The sequence below is a fragment of the Butyricicoccus sp. OF27-2pH9A genome, assembly GCF_027693185.1.
In the GTDB taxonomy this organism is placed as follows: Bacteria; Bacillota; Clostridia; order Oscillospirales; family Butyricicoccaceae; genus Agathobaculum; species Agathobaculum butyriciproducens.
Map to the genome: position 1 here is coordinate 1 of NZ_JAQEXK010000006.1, position 19,104 is coordinate 19,104.

Below are 19,104 nucleotides of genomic sequence, written 5' to 3' on the forward strand. Positions count from 1 at the left end.
ACATCTAAGCAGCAACGAAAGTTGCTGCTTTTTCTATACTACTGAGAGGAAAACGCCGATGTATCAGTATATTTTATTTGATTTAGACGGTACGCTCACCGATTCCCGCGAGGGCATCACCAAATCGGTGCAGTATGCGCTGGATAAAATGGGCATCCACGAGCCGGAGCTCAAGCCGCTGGAGCGCTTTATCGGTCCGCCACTGTACGACGAATTCCGCCGCAGCTACGGCTTCGATGACGCCGAGGCAAAGCAGGCAATTGAGTTCTACCGTGAGCGATTCGGTGTGATCGGCTGGAAGGAGAACATGCTCTACAATGGAATTCCGGAGTTGCTGAAGACCCTGACGGACGCCGGAAAGACTCTGTCTACCGCATCGTCCAAACCGGCGTTTTTCATTGATAAAATCGTCAAATACTTTGATATTGCGCAGTATTTCACCGTGGTTTCCGGTGCAACGCTGGATGGCACGATCGGCACAAAGGCACAGGTCACACAGCAGGCGCTCGACCGTTTGCAGGTGCAGGATCTGTCACAGGCTGTACTGGTCGGTGACCGCCTGCACGATGTGGAAGGTGCGAAGCAATGCGGTATTGACTGCATCGGCGTGACGTTCGGCTTTGGCGGCCGAGAGGAGCTGGAGGACGCAGGCGCGAAGCATGTAGTCGACCGCACGGAGGAACTGCTGCCGCTGCTGCTCTGAATTTCCATAAAAAGCTGTCTTTTGAGACAGCTTTTTTGCGTTTTCGGGCAGAGAAAACCGCGCAAAAATCTGCAAATTATGCAGGTTTTCTCTCCTATTATGGGGCACATTGTGCTATAATATAAACTGAATAAAAGTGCATTGAAAGGAGTTCTCTCCGTGGCAGATATTACCGTACAAAACCTGACCAAATATTATGGCGATCGCCTGATCCTGAAGGACATTTCCTTCGACATTCAGCCGGGCGAAAAGGTTGCTATTTTAGGCGCAAACGGCGCTGGAAAGACCACTTTACTCAATATTTTGACCGGCAGACTGTCGTATGACGGCGGACACGTTGCGTTCGGACAGGGACGAACCGCAGGTGTCATTGATCAGATGCCGGATTTTCCGCCGGAATCGACCGTGGAGGATATTCTCCGTCTGGCGTTCAAGGAGTCCGACGAAGTTGCGGCAGCAATGGACGCGCTGACCGATGAAATGACGCGCAAGCCGGATGACGCATCGTTGCTCAAGCGTTACGCACAGCTGGAAACGCGGCTGGAAATCCTCGGCGGCTACAACCGAGATTATGAGATCAACCGCGTGTGCAACGGTCTTGAAATCGCGCAGGAAATGCGCTCGCAGAAGTTTGACCTGCTCTCCGGCGGCGAAAAAACGCGTATCAACCTCGCCCGCATTATTCTCGAGCAGACCGACGTGCTGCTGCTTGACGAGCCGACCAACCACCTCGACATGGACGCTGTGGACTGGTTGGGCAATTATTTGGAGAATTACCGCGGCACCGTGCTCATTATCTCGCATGACCGCTGGTTTATCGACCAGTGCTGCGACCGCGTGATTGAAATCCACGATTGCACCTGCGATTTCTACAACGGCAATTACTCGTACTATGCGGTCGAGCGTGAGCGTCGCCGTGAGGAGCAGCTCAAGCACCACGAGCACGAGCTGGCGGAGAAAAAGCGTCTGGAGGCGACTGCGCGTTCCATGCACGAGCACGGTACCGAGCATCTGGCAAAGCGTGCCGCGTCCATCGAGAAGCGCATTGCGCGTATGAAGGTCACTGACCGGCCCAAGACCGACAAAAAGATGACCGTCACGTTTGGTGACCCGAACTACGAGACCGAGGAAGTGCTCAAGGTTCGTGATATTACAAAGAGTTATGATGAGCGAGAAATATTGCATAACGTATCGTTCAACATCCGCAACCGCGAGCGCGTCGCGCTGCTTGGTGCAAACGGCGCCGGAAAGACCACCATGCTGAAAATCCTGCTTGGCGAGGAAGTGCCGGATGGCGGTGTAATCCGCAAGGGCGTTGGACTCAAGCCGGCGTACCTGCCGCAACAGGTGTATTTTGCCAATCCGCACCGCAACCTCATCGACACGCTCATCTACGACAAGAACGTGTCCATGCAGGTGGCGCGAAACCGGCTCGGTTCGTTCCAGTTTACCGGTGAAACCCAGCTGAAAACCGTGGATATGCTGTCCGGCGGTGAGAAAAGCCGTTTGCGCCTGTGTGAACTGATGTACGATCCGCTCAATCTGCTCATCCTCGACGAGCCGACCAACCACCTTGATCTTGCATCCCGTGAGTGGATTGAGGAGGCGGTTGAGGCGTTCGACGGCACGCTGCTGTTTGTTTCGCATGACCGCTACTTCGTCGAGCGCTTTGCAACCCGCGTGCTCTACCTCGAAAACGGTCACCTGACCGATTTTATCGGCTCGTACAGCGCGTTCCTTGACTGGCGCGCCAAGGGCGGCGGCGCACTGCCGGAAGCGGCGCCCGCACCGGCACCCAAAAAGAAAAAGGCCGCCGTCCCGACACTGGACGACGTACCCAAGCCGCCCGAAAAGCCCAAGCGTACCGGCGGCACCAAGAATCTGCAGAAGCTGCTGAACACGCTCGAGCGCGAAATTTCGCAGCTGGAAACCCAGTCGTCCGACCTCGAACAGCAGATGGTGGACGCGGCATCGGATTCCGGCAAGCTGCTCGAGCTGATGACCGAAAAAGAAGCCTGTGACGAAAAACTCGCCGCAAAAATGGATGAATGGGAAGCCGTTGCGGCCGAGCTGGAGGAACTGCAATGAAAGAAAAAAGGGTATGGATAGGGCTTGCGGTGCTGTTTGCTGTCATTGGCGTGCCGCAGCTGTTCTGGAAGCCGTCGCGGTTCGGCGGTATTTTCCTGCTGGCGCTTGCCATCGGCTGTATGGGGGAATGGCTGATGCTTTGCGGACGCGAAAAGCATAAGGCGTGCCGCATTTTGTCGCGCGTGGGACGCGTACTGTTTGCATTGTTCGTGCTGTCGTTTGCGGCGGTGCAGGTGTTTGTGATCGGCATAGCATTCGACGAGGATGACCCGTCAGCTGCGCCGCAGGCGGATTACTATCTGGTGCTGGGTGCGCTCGTCAATCCGAACGGACAGCCGTCGGCGGCTCTGGCGGCACGATGCGATACAGCAATCGCGGTGCTGAACGTCAATCCGGGCAGTCAGGCCATCCTGTGCGGCGGTCAGGGCGGCGATGAGCCGCGCACCGAAGCTGCAGCCATGCAGGATTACATGATCGCGCACGGTGCAGACGCAGAACGGCTGATCCTGGAGGACAAGTCGAGCACGACCATCCAGAATATCGCCAACGCAAAAAAGCTGCTGCCCGAGGGCGCAGCGGTTGCCGTAATTACAAATGATTATCATCTTGCCCGTGCACGCCGCCTGCTGGCGCATGCCGGTCTGGGCGACGCAGGCGTTCCCGCGAAAACGCCGTATCCGGGGCAGTGGATGGCGGTAAGGTGCCGCGAATACTGCTCCATCATGGGCTTGATATTCACCGGACGCTGGTAAACGCAATTTTGATGAATTTTCCGTGCTTCACACGATTTGGAGATAGAATATGTTTGAAAAACTGAAAGTCTTAGCGGCGCGGCTGGACGAGCTGGAAATGCGGCTTTCCGCGCCGGATTTATACGACGACCCCGACCGGGCGGCCAAGCTGCTGCGCGAGCGCAACGAACTCGAGCCGATCGTCACGGCGTTCCGCGAATACGAGCAGGCACAGCGCACGCTCGCGGACGCGACCGAAATGCTGTCCGACCCGGACATGAAGGAGCTGGCGCAGGAGGAGCTGCAGCAGGCGAAAAGCGACATTGCCCGTATGGAGGACGAACTGAAAATCCTGCTGCTGCCCAAGGACCCGAACGACGAGAAGAATATCTACGTTGAGATTCGCGGCGGTGCAGGCGGCGAGGAAAGCGCGCTGTTTGCCGCTGACCTCTACCGCATGTATACGATGTACGCCGACAAGCGCGGCTGGCAGACCGAGGTCATGAACAAATCCGAGACCGAGCTCGGCGGCTACAAGGAAATCGTGTTCCGCGTGGCAGGCGATAAGGTGTACTCGCGGCTCAAGTTCGAGAGCGGCGTACACCGCGTGCAGCGTGTGCCCGAGACCGAAAGTCAGGGCCGTGTGCACACCTCGACAACCACCGTGGCTGTCCTTCCCGAAGCGGAAGAACTCGACTTCTACATCGACCCGAAGGATTTACGCATTGACACGTTCCGCGCATCCGGTGCGGGCGGTCAGCACATCAACAAGACCTCCTCGGCCATCCGTGTCACCCATATCCCGACAAACACGGTAGTAGAGTGCCAGGATGAGCGCAGCCAGCACAAAAACAAGGACAAGGCGCTGTCTGTTCTGCGTTCGCGGCTGTACGAGGCCGAGGTGGAAAAGCAGCGTGCGGCCATCGCCGCCGACCGAAAAAGCCAGGTCGGAACCGGCGACCGCTCGGAGCGCATCCGCACCTACAATTTCCCGGAGAATCGCGTGTCCGATCATCGCATCAAGCTGACCATCTACAAGCTGGATCAGTTCCTGAACGGCGATATGGACGAGATTTTAGACGCGCTTATTGCGGCTGACACAGCGGAAAAGCTGAAGGAGCAGAGCGAAATGTAACCTTGGGGCAACACCGCACAATTAAAGCTGCGGTGCTTTGCGGAAATTTTGTGTCCTGACTTTGTTGCAGTTTCACGGTAATACATCGAGTATTACCGCAAAACTGTGCCTCGTCAGTACGCAAAATTTACTCGCAAATCACTCTTGTTCAATTATGCGGTATTGCCTTAGAACTGGATTTTGTCATCCTCATCGTCCCAATCGTCCCACTTGTCCTCGGTCTGGCTCTCCAACTCAGCATTCAGATCGGACATATCGCCGAACTCTACGCGGCATATAATTTTCGTGCAGGTGGTGAACAGCACGCGGACGTAAAACCGCTTGGGCACGCGCTCGTAAATGCGCGATGCGCTTTCCGTGCCGCCGGCCTTGGTCTGCGGGCTGTTGGCGATGTAGCCGACCTTGCCGATGTACGGCAGAAACGCGCGGATGGCATCGCTGTCGTACGGATTGCTCGGCTCCTTGGCACAGCGGATGAGATTGCCGATCTGGAACGGCTCACGTCCGTAATAGTGCTGAAAACCGGTGATCGTGACGAAAACGTTCTTGTTCTTTGCCATGCGAAGCACTCCTTTCTTTTATAATTGGAGTATAGCATGGTGAATGTCCGATAAACCTCTCTTTGGTGGGAAACAAGGGTCACAGACCCTTATAATAAAAGGAGGATTTTCATGTTAAGAAGTGGTGTAATTTTACTTGTTCTGGGCATCGCCGTATTTCTTGCGGCGAGCGTGCAGCTGTTTCGGGGCAGGACGAAGAAAGCCCACTGGTGCATATCGTGCGTGCTGGCGATGCTGCTTGTGGGAAACGGCATCTGGAACGCAAACCGTTATTTTGACCTCGGTATCGGCGTGCCAAAGACGTTTTCTGCGGAAAACTGGGCGAAAACCGCACCGAGCCAGCGGCATTTCATGGTCAGCGACCTGCAAAACAGCACTGAACTTGTCGGCATGAGCGCGGACGAGGTGCGTGAGCTGCTCGGCACGCCGGACTATACAGACACCGATACCTGCCTTTCGTACCTCATTGCACAGCCGTTTGATGAGGTAACGCTCGACCTGACACTGGAAAACGGCATCGTCACCAAAGTGGAAGAAAAAGACCATTGATATCATAAATGGAAGTGTAAACTGATGAAAACAACTCTTTTGACACCGGAAACCGACGAAAACGCGGTAAAAACCGCCGCAGAACTCATTCGAGCGGGCGAGGTCGTCGGTATGCCGACCGAAACCGTGTACGGCCTTGCGGCGAATGCGCTGAACGGCGAGGCGGTAAAGAAAATTTTTCTGGCGAAAGGCCGTCCGCAGGATAACCCGCTGATCGTCCACATCGCGGACTTTGACCGGATTTACGACCTGTGTCCGGCGGTTCCGCCGCAGGCAAAGCAGCTTGCCGAGGCGTTCTGGCCGGGTCCGCTGACCATGATCGTGCCCAAGGGCGACTGCATTCCGGACGAGGTTTCGTGCGGACTGGACACAGTGGGCATCCGCCTGCCGTCGCACCCGATGGCGCGTGCGCTGATTCGGGAGAGCGGCGTACCACTGGCGGCTCCGTCTGCGAATACTTCGGGCAGACCGTCCACGACCACGGCGGCGCACGTTATGCACGATATGGACAGCAAGATCGCGGCCGTACTGGATGGCGGCGCGTGCGGCGTCGGCGTGGAGAGCACGGTAATCACACTCGCGCTCGAGCGTCCGCGTCTGCTGCGTCCGGGCGGCATCACGCTTGAACAGCTGCGTTCGGTGCTCGGCGAGGTGGATGTTGACCGCGCGCTGTACGAGAAGATCGGGGATGACGTGAAGGTGTCGGCGCCCGGCATGAAATACCGGCATTACGCGCCGAAAGCGCCCGTAACGGTCGTGCGCGGCGATCCGCAGGACACGGCGAAGTACATCGCGGAGCGTATCGGTGACGCAACCGGTGTACTGTGCTTTGATGAGTACAAGGATATGTTCCCGAACTGCATTGTGGAGTGCTTCGGCTCGAGGGACGATCTCGGTGCACAGGCGCGCGAGGTATTCGACCGCCTGCGAGCGTTCGATGATACCGAGGTAACGCAGATTTGGGCGCAGTGTCCGTCGGATGAAGGACTCGGTCTTGCAGTGGCGAACCGCATCAAGAAAGCGGCGGGATTCTCGGTAATTGAGGTGTAAAGAATGCTTTTGAAGTTGTCCGATGTGATGCGTAATGCGGGATTGAATCCCAAAGAAGTCAAGCTGGCAAGACATCCGATGTCCGATAAAGATGCAAAATTCTGTTATGAAAACGGATTTTTTGAACTCTACCTGAAAACACAGGGAAAGAAAAGATTTGAAAACTGTCGGTATATTCTGAATTTTGTCGGCACACAGGGAACACTGGGACGTTATGAGGGCTGTTACCTTGTGAAAGGGGTATATTCCGCTAAAGGCATGAAGTTTCCGAAAGGATTTCCTATAAAGCCCAAAAACCCGCCTGAATTTTATTATGATCTGGAAAAACAGGATATTATGCAGGAATATGAGGATCGGCTGATAATCGACTGGGGACAAGGTGCGCGAAATTGGTGTCATAACGGCACAACGGAGAAAGAAATTGTTGCGCTCATGCCACATCGAAATGCACAGCTCGTTTCCAAGCTGACCGATTTTGAAAATATGCGGCTGTCGTTTGATGAACTGGAGAGCATTATTGCGGCACCTGATTTTTACAGTGATTGGGTGGGTGCATTATCCACAACGTATGCAATTTATTTGATTACTGATACCGTAAGCGGAAAACAATATGTTGGTTCAGCATACGGAAAAAATGGATTGTATGGCAGATGGAGCGAGTATGTCAATACCAGACATGGCGGAAATAAGAAAATCAAGGAACTGCTGAAAGAAGATTCAGAGCGCTATCACAAGTTTCAGTTCAGCATTCTGCAAATTTTACCGAAATCTCTGGCAGTAGATAACACAAGCGTAATAGAAATAGAGAGTTTGTGGAAAAGTAAGTTGAATACGATTCCATTTGGACTGAATGACAATTAATTAGCATGAACATCTTACATTGAGGGAAGTGAAACTAATGAAAATCATCGGCTTGACCGGCGGCAGCGGCACCGGAAAAGGCACGGTTGCCGCGCGTATGCGCGCTCTCGGTGCAGGCTGGGTGGATGCGGATGCCGTCTACCGCACGCTCTGCGCGGAGAACCGCGAAATGCTGTCCGCACTCGACGCCGCCTTTGGCATCGTGACTGACGCAAACGGTGCGCTTGATCGCCCGAAACTTGCGAAAATCGTGTTTTCCGACCCCGCAAAGCTGCAAACGCTCAACGAAATCACCACTCCGTATATCCGCAGGGCGTCTCTCGACGCGATTCACGCACAGAGCGAGTGCCCGGTCGTGCTGTACGATGCGCCGACCCTGTTTGAAGCCGGTGCGGACGACTTCTGCGACAAAATCGTCGCTGTGCTCGCGCCGCACGACACGCGCGTTGCCCGTATCATCGAGCGGGACGGTCTGTCCGATGAAGCCGCACGCGCCCGCATTGACGCGCAGCCGAATGACGCGTTTTACCGCGAAAAATGCGATTTTATCATCGAAAACAACGGCGATCTCGATGCACTCTATCGGGACACCGATGCTTTATACAGTCAACTCATTAAGTGATTCGGATTAAAAAGGAGAATGCAACATGACTTCCGAACAGCTTTTTTACGACAAAAAGACCGGCTTTGACCGTTTGACCGACGAGGATAAGCAGGGCATTCAGACCTACGCCGAGGGTTACAAAAAATTCCTCGACGAGAGCAAAACCGAGCGTGATGCCGTGCTGGAAATCGCCCGCATGGCTGAGAGCAAGGGCTTCCGTGCCTGGACGCGCGATGACACGCTTCGTCCGGGTGACAAGATTTACCGCATCAACCGCCACAAGGGCATTATGCTGGCTGTTATCGGCAATCAGAGTCTGGCCGAGGGCGTACGTCTGACTGCTGCTCACCTCGATGCGCCGCGTGTTGACATCCGCACCGTGCCGCTGTACGAGGACAATGGCATGGCGTTCTTCAAGACCCACTACTACGGCGGCATCAAGAAGTATCAGTGGACCGCAATTCCGCTCGAGCTGCGCGGCGTTGTCTGCGTGTGCGAGAACGGCGAGGTCAAGCGTGTACAGGTGCGCGTAGGCGACAAGCCGACCGACCCGAAGTTCGTTATCACCGACCTGCTGCCGCACCTTGCTACCGAGCAGATGACCCGCAAGGCGACTGAGGTCATTAAGGGCGAGGGTCTGAACATCCTCATCGGCTCGGTTCCGAGCGAAACCGTGGACGAAAAGTGCAGCGAAAAGATCAAACTCGCCATTATGGAGCACCTTAACCGCGAGTACGGCATGACCGAAGCGGATTTCCTGTCTGCAGAGTTGTGCTGCGTTCCGGCGTTCAATGCCTGCGACATCGGCTTTGACCGCTCGTTTGTCGGCGCGTACGGCCACGACGACCGCGTCTGCTCCTACCCGGCGGCAACCTCTCTGTTCGACCTGACCGAGACTCCGGCGCATACCGGTGTATGCCTGCTGGTGGACAAGGAGGAGATCGGCTCGGACGGCGTGACCGGCATGCAGTCCCGCGCGTTCGACACCTTTATGGCCGACCTCTGCCGCGCACAGGATGTGCTGCTCGACGAGTGCTTCGAGAACTCGGTCTGCCTATCTGCCGATGTCTGCAACGCCTTTGACCCCAACTATCCGGATGTCTCCGAGAAGCGCAATGATGCGCGCGCAAACTGCGGCTTCGCGCTCGTCAAGTACACGGGCGCACGCGGAAAGTCCGGCACCTCGGATGCAACCGCTGAGCTGATGGCGCGCATCCGCTGCATCTTTGACAAGGCGGGTGTTATCTGGCAGACCGGTCAGCTTGGCAAGGTCGATCAGGGTGGCGGCGGCACGGTTGCCATGTACCTCGCAAACCGCAACATTGACACCGTAGACGCAGGCGTTCCGGTGCTCTCCATGCACGCACCGTTCGAGTGCATTGCCAAGCTGGATCTGTATATGGCATACAAGGGCTTTGGTGGGTTCTACCGCGATTAAACGAGATAAAACGGAGGTTTTACTATGCTGTTGATTCAAAACGGACGGGTTCTCGACCCGTATACGCAGATGGATGCGCTGTGTGATGTGCTGATCGGTGACGACGGCGTTATCGCGCAGGTGGCAGAGCACATCGACGCGCCCGCGGGCTGCACGGTGTATGACGCGAGCGGGCTGACGGTATCTCCCGGCTTTGTGGACGGACACGTTCACTTCCGCGATCCCGGTCAGACCCAGAAGGAGGACGTGCTGACCGGTGCAGCGGCGGCAGCCGCAGGCGGCTACGCCACGGTAATCTGCATGGCGAACACCGTGCCGACCTGTGACACACCCGAGATTATCCGCTATGTTACCGACAAGGCGAAGGACTGTCCGGTGCAGGTTTTGCAGGCAGGTTCGGTCACCAAGGGCCTGAAAGGGCAGGAGCTGACCGACTTTGACGCACTGCTTGAAGCGGGTGCGCCGTGCCTGACCGATGACGGCATCAATCTGACGAGTGCGGCGCTGTGCCGCACCGCCATGGCGGAAGCCGCCAAGCGCGGCACGCTGCTCTCCTTCCACGAGGAGGAGCCGTCGCTCGTGCCGTCCCCAGGTGTGAACTACGGCTCGGCGGCCGCCAAGCATTTCGGCGTACCGGGCGCAATGGCGAGCGCGGAATCTGCAATGATCGGCCGTGACATTGCGCTGGCGCTCGATACCGGCGCACGCGTGCTGTTCCAGCACGTTTCGTCCGCGCAGTCTGTCGCGCTCATTCGAGCGGGCAAGGCGATGGGCGCGAAGATTTACGCCGAGGTCACGCCGCATCATCTGTCGCTGACCGAGGATGATGTGCCGGCACACGGCACTTATGCGCGCATGAATCCGCCGCTCCGCAAGGAGGCTGACCGTCAGGCGCTGATTGCGGCTCTGGCGGACGGTACCATCGACATGGTGGCAACCGACCATGCACCGCACACCGCCGAGGAGAAGGCCCGCGAGTTCGCAAAGGCGCCGTCCGGCATCACCGGTCTGGAAACCGCATTCTCGGTGTGCAATACTTACCTCGTCCAGACCGGAAAGCTCACGCCGATGCAGCTTGTTGACCGCATGAGCAAGGCTCCTGCCGAGATTTACGGCCTGACCGACCGTGCTGTGCAGGCAGGCAATTTCGCCCGTCTGGTGCTGCTGGACTGGGATACTGAGAAGGTATACGAAACGTATAAATCCAAGGGAATCAACACGCCGTATACCGGTAAAAAACTCACCGGTTCGCCGAAGGCGATCGTTACCGGAGCAAAAGTTACCGAATAAAGCCTGAAAAGGGACCCGAAAGGGTCCCTTTTTGACATTCTGCGCGGAAGTAAAAAACTTGCGAAAAAAATTTGCAAAACCTATTGACAAATAAGCTGTATCCGCGCTATAATATATAAGCTGATTGCGATAAACCATCCAAACAGCGTGTACCAGCATTTTATATTCCTCAATAGCTCAGTTGGTAGAGCATGCGGCTGTTAACCGCAGGGTCGTTGGTTCGAGTCCAACTTGAGGAGCCACTTTATAGGGGTATAGCTCAGCTGGTAGAGCATCGGTCTCCAAAACCGAGTGCCGTGGGTTCGATCCCTACTGCCCCTGCCAATGCTGCTATAGCTCAGTCGGTAGAGTGCATCCTTGGTAAGGATGAGGTCACCAGTTCAAATCTGGTTAGCAGCTCCATGAAGAACCGCTTGTAAGCGGTTCTTTTTTTATGAAAAAATCCGCAAATGAGGGAGAAAAAACAGATATGAAGCTGCGAAACTCTTTACTCTTGCTGTTGACGGCCACGATTTGGGGTGTGGCCTTTGTGGCGCAGAGCGTCGGCATGGATTATGTCGGCCCGTTCACCTTTGTGTTCGCGCGCAACATCATCGGCGGACTGGTCCTGCTGCCGGTCATCGCGGTGCTGGGCAAAAGCGGCGGCCCGCATCCGAAGCAAGCGCCCGAGGAGCGCCGCAAAGCCCGCAAAACGCTCGTTATCGGCGGTATGTGCTGTGGCACTGCGCTGTGCGCGGGCAGCATCACCCAGCAGTTCGCGCTGCTGTATACGCCGGTCGGCAAGGCCGGATTCCTCACCGCGTGCTACATCCTGATCGTGCCGCTGCTCGGCCTGCTGTTCGGCCGCAGATGCGGTGTGAAGCACTGGTGCGGCGTTGCGCTGGCGATGGCCGGGCTGTACTTCCTGTGCATGACGGGCGGCAGCTTCGGCTTCGCGATGGGCGACCTCATCGGCCTGTCGTGTGCGCTGCTGTTCTCCATCCATATCACAGTCATCGACCATTTTTCGCCGCTGGTGGATGGCGTGAAGATGTCCTGCATCCAGTTTTTCTTCTGTGCGATCTTATCGGGCATCGGTATGCTGATCTTCGAGCAGCCGAGCTTCGCGAACATCCTTGCCGTGTGGAAGCCGATTCTGTACGCAGGCGCGATGTCGTCCGGCGTGGGGTATACCCTGCAGATTGTCGGTCAAAAGGGCATGAACCCGGCGGTAGCATCGCTTATCATGAGTCTGGAGTCGGTTATCTCGGTTATCGCAGGCTGGCTTATTCTCGGTCAGGCGCTGTCCGGCCGAGAGATTTTCGGCTGTGTGCTGATGTTTGGCGCTATCGTGCTGGCACAGCTGCCGGAACGGAAAAAACAGAGCGTATAATGCAAAAGACAGACGGAGAGACGGTTATTTACCGTCTCTGAGGCTGTCGAAAAACTAACGTTTTCCGAGCAGCCTCTCGCTCGAAACCACGCTTTCGAGCGAAACCGAAGAAAAACCGCGCCCTGACGGGCACATTTTTTCTTCCCTTGTATAAATTCCGAGATACACAAGGTGAATTGCCGCATAGCGGCAAGAGAGGGTGGCCTGGGCCATGCTCCCGGAATTTATGAATTTGCTTCGCAAATTCTATTTTATGCGTGCTGCCGCACGAAACGCAAAACGCCAATCTGACTTTTTGACAGACTGAGAGACGGTTATTTACCGTCTCTTTTTTGCGTTTTGTGCTCGCCAATCATCGTATAGAGCGCTTCCAGCGCATCCGAAAGCGTGCCGACCTCATCAATCAATCCGAGTGCGGCGGCCTGATTGCCGGAGATCACGGTGCCGACATCGGCGGTCAGCTGACCGGTTTCGCGCATAAGCTGCTGCAGACGCTCGGCGGTGATATGTGAGTGCGAGGTGATGAAATCCACGATGCGCTCCTGAATTTTCGCCAGATACTCGAATGCCTGCGGCACAGCAATGATCGTGCCGTTCATCCGCACCGGATGAATGGTCATGGCGGCGGAAACGGCGATAAAGCTCTTTTTGGCGGCAACGGCCAGCGGTACACCGATCGAATGCCCGCCGCCGAGCACGAGCGACACGGTCGGCTTTTTCATGCCCGCGATCAGCTCAGCGATGGCAAGTCCGGCTTCCACATCGCCGCCGACCGTGTTGAGCAGAACCAGCAGACCGTCGATTTCGTCGGTCTGCTCAACTGCCGCAATCTGCGGGATGAGGTGCTCGTACTTGGTGGTTTTGTTCTGTGCGGGCAGTTCCATGTGGCCCTCGATCTGGCCGACAATGGTGATGCAGTGTATCGTTCCGCGCGCTGTTTTTGCCGTAATCGAGCCGGTTTCCGCGATGGCATTCTGTTCCGGTGCGGCAATGGACGGGGTTTCTTCGGACATAGATGATCCCTCCTGAAGTGGTGAATTTGCCCTAATCACAAGTTTTCCACAAGGTGCGGTGGATTATGCAGCGGTGGTTTTTCCACAGCCGATATTACAATGCGTAGTCGAAAAACCGAGATATACGGTGGCCTGCGAGGGTGTATACAAAAAGTTATCCACTTTATGCACAAGGTTATCCCCAGATACCCTGTGGAAAGTCCTGTGGATAAAGTGGATAGCCAGTTTTTGCGACAGGTTTTTACAGCGGTATCCTGCGGAGCAGGAATGAGAGCCAAAACTTGGCTCAGTGGTTCGCCGTACCCACGGCGGTGGGCACAAGGGTGGACACCAAGGTTTCCACCCTTGTGAATCCCGTTTCCTTTATTCCTAATCTGGCGAAAATCAGAGAGCGGCGACCGCTTCGAAAAGGAGAACGGCAGAGGATTTTTTCTTCCGCATGGACGCGCGTTGCGCGCCATGTATCCGCATATTCGCAGGGTCAGATACATTTCTGCTACATAGGCGGGTTACTCTCAGCAGGGTGCGGCATAACAGTGCCGCACGATTCGTTAGCGAGTTGTGATAGACAGGGCCTGCGCAAGATAAATTATACCAAACGATAGACTCGCAGGTGCCGTCCGTTATAACGTGCCAAAGAGTTGCGCAACACTGTTATCCCCCAGGGGACCTTCTCTTGCCCTTCGGGCAATTCACCTTGTGTTGCGCCTGCGGAGACCCTCCGGTCTGTGTAGCAGTACGCTATCTGTGAACTGCGAATATTTCACGAAAGTCACGCAATGGCAACCCGACTGCCGTTCCCCTTTTTCGGAGCGGTCGCCGGTCTCTGGTTTGCGCCAGACTATCTAACAAGGGAAAGGCAGGAGTTCAAAGAGGAAGGGCACTTATTTAATCCGCGCACGGCGCGGAAACAAGGTTTAGCAGCCTACGGGCAAACCGTAGGTGTCCCTTCCTCTTTGTCCCCGCCGCGGACGCGGCAGTCTCCCGCGCTCCGCAGAGCGCAACTCCCCGCCCGTTAGGGGCGAACACGCTTGCGCAGTTCGTGTACTCCGCAAAATCGGTGCAGAAAAGACTGCCGCCCAGACAGAGCGTATCGCTCACGCGACTCGTGTGCTCCGGTCACCCGATGCAGAAAAGGTGCCGCCCGGACAGGATGAACCGCTTACGCGGTTCAAGCGCACCAGTCAATCAGCGCAAAATAATGGACAGCTGCCTCTGTTCGACAAACACTACTTGCCGTTCCACTCTAAATTTGCTACAATAGAAGTACATATATGTACAGCTCGGCTGTGCATATGCTGCAAAATGATAAAAATTATGGAGTTGATACCAATGAGCAATCCTATCGTTACGATTGAAATGGAAAACGGCGGCGTAATCCGTGCAGAGCTGTACCCGGAAGTTGCACCGAACACGGTTCGCAACTTTGTTTCTCTGGTGCAGAAGGGCTTTTATGACGGCACGATCTTCCATCGTGTTATCCCGGGCTTTATGATCCAGGGCGGCGACCCGGAAGGCACCGGCATGGGCGGCCCGGGTTATGAGATCCGCGGCGAGTTTACCGCAAACGGCTTCCAGAACGACCTGAACCACACCCGTGGTGTTCTGTCCATGGCGCGTACCGCTGCACCGGACTCCGCAGGCAGCCAGTTCTTCATCATGACCGAGGACGCACCGCATCTGGACGGTCAGTACGCTTCCTTCGGCATGGTTATCGACGGCATGGACATTGTTGACGCCATCGTCAACACCAAGCGCGACTGGCACGACCGTCCGCGCGAGGAGCAGAAGATGAAGTCCGTTACTGTGGATACGCAGGGCGTAGAGTACGAGGCTCCGGAGACCCTGTAACAGAGGGAGAGGATCGGTATTGTACTATACCAATAAGGAGACTTTTGTCCTGTCTGCGGACGGCTGCATGGATACCGAACGCGGCGGACTGGAATCCATTCTGGCCGGCAACGACGAGGGCGCAAAAGGCTGCTGTTTTTCGGTTGCCATGTCGGCAGACGGTATTGCCGTGCTTTCGTCGGACGGCTGTGCTGCCGCGCCTGACGGCACGAGGCTGCCTGTCAGCGATTACAGCTACGCGGAGCTGCATCAGGCGGCGCCGCAGCTGACGCCGGTTAGTCAGGCAATCGAGCTGGCACGCACCTGTCAGGGCAAGATTGCCATCACCGTGCACGATCAGACCATGCTGCGGCAGCTGCGTATGACGCTGCGGTATGCGGATTGTCTGGATGACACGATCATTATCGGTCTGGGACTGGTAGAAGCGGCTCGTGTTGCGTCTGCCAATCCGGATTTACATATCATGGGTGAGCTGCCCAATCTGCCGAGCGAGATTGACGCGCTGGTCAATGCCGCGCAGACAACCGGTTTGTTCGGTCTGCGGGCCGAGCCGAAGGATTTATCCGAGCGGCTGGTTTCGGCGTGCCGACAGGCGGGGCTGTTCACCATGAGCCGATGCACGGACGATCCCAATACGCTTGCGGAACTCATACGCAAAGGCGTAAACTTTATCGAAACATGCCGGCCGGACATTACGGCGGCGCTGCTGCCTGCCGGTGAGGCTGAACCGCATGGTATTCCGCTGAGATACTGATGAAATCCCGTAAAAGGACGCACAATGTGCGTCCTTTTCAGCTTGTCGAAAAAGTCAGATTTCTATTTTGTGCTGCGTGCGACAGCACGCATAAAATAGAATTTGCGCAGCAAATTCATAAAAACCGGGGGCGTGGTCCAGACCACCCTCTCTTGCCGCTATGCGGCAATTCACCTTGTGTACCTCGGTTTTTATACAAGGGAAGAAAAAATGTGTCCGGAGGACGCGGTTTTTCTTCAGCATTCGATCGAAAGCGTGGTTTCGATCGAGAGGCTGCTCGAAAAACGATAGTTTTTCGACAGCCTCAAAGGACGCACATAGTGCGTCCTTTTAAAGTTAATTCGCGCGATAGCGCACATCAAATAGGATTTGCTGTGCAAATTCTAAAAATCCGGGGATATGTGCCACGCAGCGCGACCGAGAAGCCGAGCAAGGATAGCGTTCGGATTTTTGACTTATAGAGCGAGAAAATTTCGGCCGACAAGAGGAACGGTCTACGGTCCGTTCCTCTTGTCGGCGAAACTGCAGTTTTGCGACAGCCTGAGGGCGGACCAACGGTCCGCCCTTTTTCTATCCCTTTCCGCTTGAAATCCTGCAAAATTTGCGTAAATTTCAGTACCACACGCTGCCTGAATGTGCTATACTTAATATGTATAGGTGCCTGCACCTGTCAACCAATATTTGTATCATTTTAGGTAGGAGAGCTCCATGAGATCACTGCGAATTTTACCGGCGCTGCTGTTCCTTTTGCTGCTGGGCGGCTGTGTGTTTCCATCGGGCGATGAGCTGCTGGCCGCGCCCAAACCATCCAGCAATTACCAAAGTCTGCAGACTGAGCTGGAAAAGCAGCTTGCACAGGGCGTATCCTACGCCTCGCCAAGCGAGGGTGAAAACCGTTCGTCTATTCAGCTTGCCGATCTGGACAACGACGGCGTGGAGGAGGCCATCACGTTTTTCCGCGGCGCCACCTCGGCGACGAGCAACAAATTTACGGTAGCTGTTTACCGCAAGCAGGGTGACAGCTACGTCTGCACCGGCACGATCGACGGCCGCGGAACGGCATTGCGTTCGGTCGAATTTCCGGTACTTGAGCCGAGCGGCAAGCGCGGCATGGTTCTCACCTGGCGTCTGCCGGGCGACGGAACAGGTGCGCTTACCATGTGCGATTTTGACGAAAACTGCACGCCGGGTATCATTCTCGAAACCGAATATACCGCTATGGAGCTGACCGATCTGACCGACAACGGTGCAAAGGATCTGCTGCTGATCACGAGTGACACCTCCGGAAAGCGCGTGGCACGCCTGTACCAATATGACAGCGGCTCCATGCTGCCGGCCGGTGAGACGGCGACCAGTCAGGGGGCGGCTGCGGTTGAGCACATGCAGTCCGGCCGTGTGCAGGACAGCAAGACCGCTGTGTTTGCTGAGGAAAAGGTGGCGAATGGCGCCGGTCTGACGACGGATATTTTTGTCTACTCGAACGGCACGCTGCGCAATCTGGCACTGGACGGCGAGGATACCGCCAGCCACAGCACCTATCGTCCGGTGGCGGTCTACGCGAGCGACGTCAACGGTGACGGCATTACCGAGCTGCCGCGTGCAGTGCTGATGGCGGGCTATAAGGACACATCCTCGTCCGATGCGGTGTATATGCTCGACTGGTATGCCTACGGCATCGGCAAAGTTCCGACCAAGGTTGCAGCCACTTATCAGAACATTTCGGATGCGTGGAGCCTGCTGATCGACCAGAAATGGCATGACCGCATTACCGCAATCAAGGCAAACGACGGCGGACTCAGCTATGTGGAATTTTTTGAGTACCGCAAGAACAAAATGTCCATCCCGCTGTTTAACATTTACTGCGCGACCGGCTCCAACCGTGAATACTACGCCGAGCGCACCGATCTGATCCAGCTGGGACAGACCACGCAGGCCATCTACTTCGCCAAGCTGACAAATGAAGGCGAGCAGAGCGAGCTGGCGCTGACCGGAGACGAGATCAAAGCCCGATTCTCGCTGGTCAACCAGGCGTGGAACAATTAAGAATCATCAAACGCCGCAGAAACGCGGCAGTTACCAATAAGCGCTAAAAGTACAGGAGGATATTACAATGAAGCGCAAAATTCTGGTTCTGGAAGATGAAGAGAATATCCGCTCCTTTCTGGTTCTCAACCTGAAACGCAGCGGTTACGAGGTAATAGAGGCCGAAACCGGCGAAATAGCACTGGAAAAGTACCATGAAAATCAGGATATCGCGGTTGCGGTGCTGGATGTTATGCTGCCCGGCATCGACGGCTACGAGGTCTGCCGCGCCATGCGCGGCGCGGGCTATCAGGCGGGCGTTATCATGCTGACCGCCCGCACGCAGGAAGCGGACAAGGTAACCGGTCTGATGAACGGTGCGGACGATTATGTCACCAAGCCGTTTTCGGTTATTGAACTGGCGGCTCGTGTGGACGCGCTGTACCGCCGTGTATCCGGTTCGCCGTTCTCCGAGGATGACGTGATCAAGTCCGGTCCGTTCAAGCTCAATCTGCGTGCCCGCGAGGTGCTCAAGAACGGTGTGAAGATCGAGCTGACGCAGATCGAATACGGTCTGCTCAAGGCGTTCATGCAGAACATCGGCAAGGCGCTTTCGCGCGATGAGCTGCTCGAAATGGTCTGGGGACACCACTATGTGGGCGAGCTGAAGATTGTGGATGTGAATATTCGCCGTCTGCGGATTAAAATTGAGGATTCGCCGGCGGACCCGACCCATATTGTAACGGTTCGCGGCTACGGTTATATGTGGGAGGGCTGATATAGCCAATCGCCGCACTCGCGGCGGGGGGAACGGCGGCGGTTTCGCCGCGGAAATCAAAAGGGTAGACACCTGCGGTTTCTACCCTCTTGGGACTCCCGTTTCCCTTTGTTTCATGGTCTGGCGCAGCCCAGAGACCGGCGACCGCTCCGAAATAGGGGAACGGCAGAGGATTTTTTCTACCGTAGGGGAGCACGGAGTGCTCCCATGTCCTAACCAATGCGCAGTGTCAGACAGCGTACTGCTACACAGGCGGTTTTATCTTCGCAGGCGCGACACAAGGGGAATTGCCCGAAGGGCAAGAG

At 55.8% G+C, this 19,104-nt stretch carries 17 protein-coding genes and 3 tRNA genes; 18 read left to right on the forward strand and 2 right to left on the reverse strand.

What is annotated here, in order from left to right; all coding sequences use genetic code 11:
* Positions 1 to 58: 58 nt before the first annotated feature.
* The 4 genes from PG722_RS06310 to prfA all read left to right on the forward strand — a co-directional run bounded on the left by PG722_RS06310 (position 59) and on the right by prfA (position 4,657).
* A complete protein-coding gene (locus PG722_RS06310; RefSeq protein WP_188886715.1) occupies positions 59 to 703 on the forward strand; it encodes an HAD family hydrolase in 645 nt (214 codons plus the stop codon).
* Between the two features lie 159 nt (positions 704 to 862).
* A complete protein-coding gene (gene abc-f, locus PG722_RS06315) occupies positions 863 to 2,791 on the forward strand; it encodes a ribosomal protection-like ABC-F family protein (protein WP_270579981.1) in 1,929 nt (642 codons plus the stop codon).
* Positions 2,788 to 3,543, forward strand: coding sequence for a YdcF family protein (locus PG722_RS06320; protein ID WP_270579982.1), 756 nt, complete (start codon positions 2,788 to 2,790; stop codon positions 3,541 to 3,543). The genes abc-f and PG722_RS06320 overlap by 4 nt, the downstream gene beginning before the upstream one ends.
* Positions 3,544 to 3,592: 49 nt before the next feature.
* Positions 3,593 to 4,657 carry a peptide chain release factor 1 gene (prfA, locus tag PG722_RS06325; RefSeq protein WP_118729990.1) on the forward strand — a complete coding sequence of 355 codons (1,065 nt, stop codon included), beginning with the start codon at positions 3,593 to 3,595 and terminating at the stop codon, positions 4,655 to 4,657.
* Positions 4,658 to 4,824: 167 nt separating this feature from the next.
* Here the strand turns inward: prfA and PG722_RS06330 are convergent, their stop codons facing one another.
* Positions 4,825 to 5,217, reverse strand: coding sequence for an HIRAN domain-containing protein (locus tag PG722_RS06330; protein WP_270579983.1), 393 nt, complete (start codon positions 5,215 to 5,217; stop codon positions 4,825 to 4,827).
* A 111-nt stretch (positions 5,218 to 5,328) separates the two neighbouring features.
* On the opposite strand from PG722_RS06330, the gene PG722_RS06335 reads away from it, so the two are divergent.
* From PG722_RS06335 to PG722_RS06380, 10 genes are all read left to right on the forward strand, one after another.
* Entirely contained in the window at positions 5,329 to 5,766 is a 438-nt protein-coding gene (locus tag PG722_RS06335) for a hypothetical protein (RefSeq protein ID WP_270579984.1), read from the forward strand.
* A 24-nt stretch (positions 5,767 to 5,790) separates the two neighbouring features.
* Entirely contained in the window at positions 5,791 to 6,816 is a 1,026-nt protein-coding gene (locus PG722_RS06340) for an L-threonylcarbamoyladenylate synthase (RefSeq protein ID WP_270579985.1), read from the forward strand.
* 3 nt (positions 6,817 to 6,819) lie between these two features.
* Positions 6,820 to 7,677 (forward strand): GIY-YIG nuclease family protein, encoded by an 858-nt coding sequence (locus tag PG722_RS06345; protein WP_270579986.1) that lies wholly within the window; start codon positions 6,820 to 6,822, stop codon positions 7,675 to 7,677.
* A gap of 37 nt (positions 7,678 to 7,714) precedes the next feature.
* The gene (coaE, locus tag PG722_RS06350) at positions 7,715 to 8,299 is read left to right on the forward strand and encodes a dephospho-CoA kinase (protein ID WP_118761845.1); all 585 of its coding nucleotides are present in this window, start codon (positions 7,715 to 7,717) and stop codon (positions 8,297 to 8,299) included.
* A gap of 25 nt (positions 8,300 to 8,324) precedes the next feature.
* On the forward strand, positions 8,325 to 9,719 hold the full coding sequence (locus PG722_RS06355; RefSeq protein ID WP_270579987.1) for an aminopeptidase: 1,395 nt from the start codon (positions 8,325 to 8,327) through the stop codon (positions 9,717 to 9,719).
* A gap of 24 nt (positions 9,720 to 9,743) precedes the next feature.
* Positions 9,744 to 11,009 (forward strand): dihydroorotase, encoded by a 1,266-nt coding sequence (locus PG722_RS06360; protein WP_270579988.1) that lies wholly within the window; start codon positions 9,744 to 9,746, stop codon positions 11,007 to 11,009.
* Positions 11,010 to 11,175: 166 nt separating this feature from the next.
* Positions 11,176 to 11,251: transfer RNA gene (locus PG722_RS06365), tRNA-Asn, on the forward strand.
* 6 nt (positions 11,252 to 11,257) lie between these two features.
* Positions 11,258 to 11,333, forward strand: a tRNA-Trp gene (locus PG722_RS06370).
* 2 nt (positions 11,334 to 11,335) lie between these two features.
* Positions 11,336 to 11,411, forward strand: a tRNA-Thr gene (locus tag PG722_RS06375).
* Positions 11,412 to 11,478: 67 nt separating this feature from the next.
* On the forward strand, positions 11,479 to 12,381 hold the full coding sequence (locus tag PG722_RS06380; RefSeq protein WP_270579989.1) for a DMT family transporter: 903 nt from the start codon (positions 11,479 to 11,481) through the stop codon (positions 12,379 to 12,381).
* A gap of 314 nt (positions 12,382 to 12,695) precedes the next feature.
* On the opposite strand, the gene PG722_RS06385 is transcribed toward PG722_RS06380, so the two are convergent.
* Positions 12,696 to 13,394, reverse strand: coding sequence for a ClpP family protease (locus tag PG722_RS06385; protein ID WP_270579990.1), 699 nt, complete (start codon positions 13,392 to 13,394; stop codon positions 12,696 to 12,698).
* A gap of 1,332 nt (positions 13,395 to 14,726) precedes the next feature.
* On the opposite strand from PG722_RS06385, the gene PG722_RS06390 reads away from it, so the two are divergent.
* From PG722_RS06390 to PG722_RS06405, 4 genes are all read left to right on the forward strand, one after another.
* Positions 14,727 to 15,245 (forward strand): peptidylprolyl isomerase, encoded by a 519-nt coding sequence (locus PG722_RS06390; protein ID WP_110435791.1) that lies wholly within the window; start codon positions 14,727 to 14,729, stop codon positions 15,243 to 15,245.
* A gap of 19 nt (positions 15,246 to 15,264) precedes the next feature.
* Positions 15,265 to 15,999 (forward strand): hypothetical protein, encoded by a 735-nt coding sequence (locus PG722_RS06395; protein WP_270579991.1) that lies wholly within the window; start codon positions 15,265 to 15,267, stop codon positions 15,997 to 15,999.
* 708 nt (positions 16,000 to 16,707) lie between these two features.
* Positions 16,708 to 18,042: a hypothetical protein gene (locus PG722_RS06400; protein ID WP_270579992.1), complete on the forward strand. Its 1,335-nt coding sequence runs from the start codon at positions 16,708 to 16,710 to the stop codon at positions 18,040 to 18,042.
* A 67-nt stretch (positions 18,043 to 18,109) separates the two neighbouring features.
* The gene (locus tag PG722_RS06405) at positions 18,110 to 18,799 is read left to right on the forward strand and encodes a response regulator transcription factor (protein ID WP_110435794.1); all 690 of its coding nucleotides are present in this window, start codon (positions 18,110 to 18,112) and stop codon (positions 18,797 to 18,799) included.
* The last annotated feature ends 305 nt before the right edge of the window (positions 18,800 to 19,104 follow it).

What these genes read in the sequence shown, in the direction of transcription:
- PG722_RS06355 (WP_270579987.1), top strand. Translation starts at nt 8,325, where the DNA reads ATGACTTCCGAACAGCTTTTTTACGACAAAAAGACCGGCTTTGACCGT.
- prfA (WP_118729990.1), top strand. Translation starts at nt 3,593, where the DNA reads ATGTTTGAAAAACTGAAAGTCTTAGCGGCGCGGCTGGACGAGCTGGAA.
- PG722_RS06405 (WP_110435794.1), top strand. Translation starts at nt 18,110, where the DNA reads ATGAAGCGCAAAATTCTGGTTCTGGAAGATGAAGAGAATATCCGCTCC.
- PG722_RS06330 (WP_270579983.1), bottom strand. Translation starts at nt 5,217, where the DNA reads ATGGCAAAGAACAAGAACGTTTTCGTCACGATCACCGGTTTTCAGCAC.
- PG722_RS06385 (WP_270579990.1), bottom strand. Translation starts at nt 13,394, where the DNA reads ATGTCCGAAGAAACCCCGTCCATTGCCGCACCGGAACAGAATGCCATC.
- PG722_RS06345 (WP_270579986.1), top strand. Translation starts at nt 6,820, where the DNA reads ATGCTTTTGAAGTTGTCCGATGTGATGCGTAATGCGGGATTGAATCCC.
- PG722_RS06400 (WP_270579992.1), top strand. Translation starts at nt 16,708, where the DNA reads ATGAGATCACTGCGAATTTTACCGGCGCTGCTGTTCCTTTTGCTGCTG.
- PG722_RS06340 (WP_270579985.1), top strand. Translation starts at nt 5,791, where the DNA reads ATGAAAACAACTCTTTTGACACCGGAAACCGACGAAAACGCGGTAAAA.
- PG722_RS06380 (WP_270579989.1), top strand. Translation starts at nt 11,479, where the DNA reads ATGAAGCTGCGAAACTCTTTACTCTTGCTGTTGACGGCCACGATTTGG.
- PG722_RS06335 (WP_270579984.1), top strand. Translation starts at nt 5,329, where the DNA reads ATGTTAAGAAGTGGTGTAATTTTACTTGTTCTGGGCATCGCCGTATTT.
- coaE (WP_118761845.1), top strand. Translation starts at nt 7,715, where the DNA reads ATGAAAATCATCGGCTTGACCGGCGGCAGCGGCACCGGAAAAGGCACG.
- PG722_RS06390 (WP_110435791.1), top strand. Translation starts at nt 14,727, where the DNA reads ATGAGCAATCCTATCGTTACGATTGAAATGGAAAACGGCGGCGTAATC.
- PG722_RS06310 (WP_188886715.1), top strand. Translation starts at nt 59, where the DNA reads ATGTATCAGTATATTTTATTTGATTTAGACGGTACGCTCACCGATTCC.
- PG722_RS06320 (WP_270579982.1), top strand. Translation starts at nt 2,788, where the DNA reads ATGAAAGAAAAAAGGGTATGGATAGGGCTTGCGGTGCTGTTTGCTGTC.
- PG722_RS06360 (WP_270579988.1), top strand. Translation starts at nt 9,744, where the DNA reads ATGCTGTTGATTCAAAACGGACGGGTTCTCGACCCGTATACGCAGATG.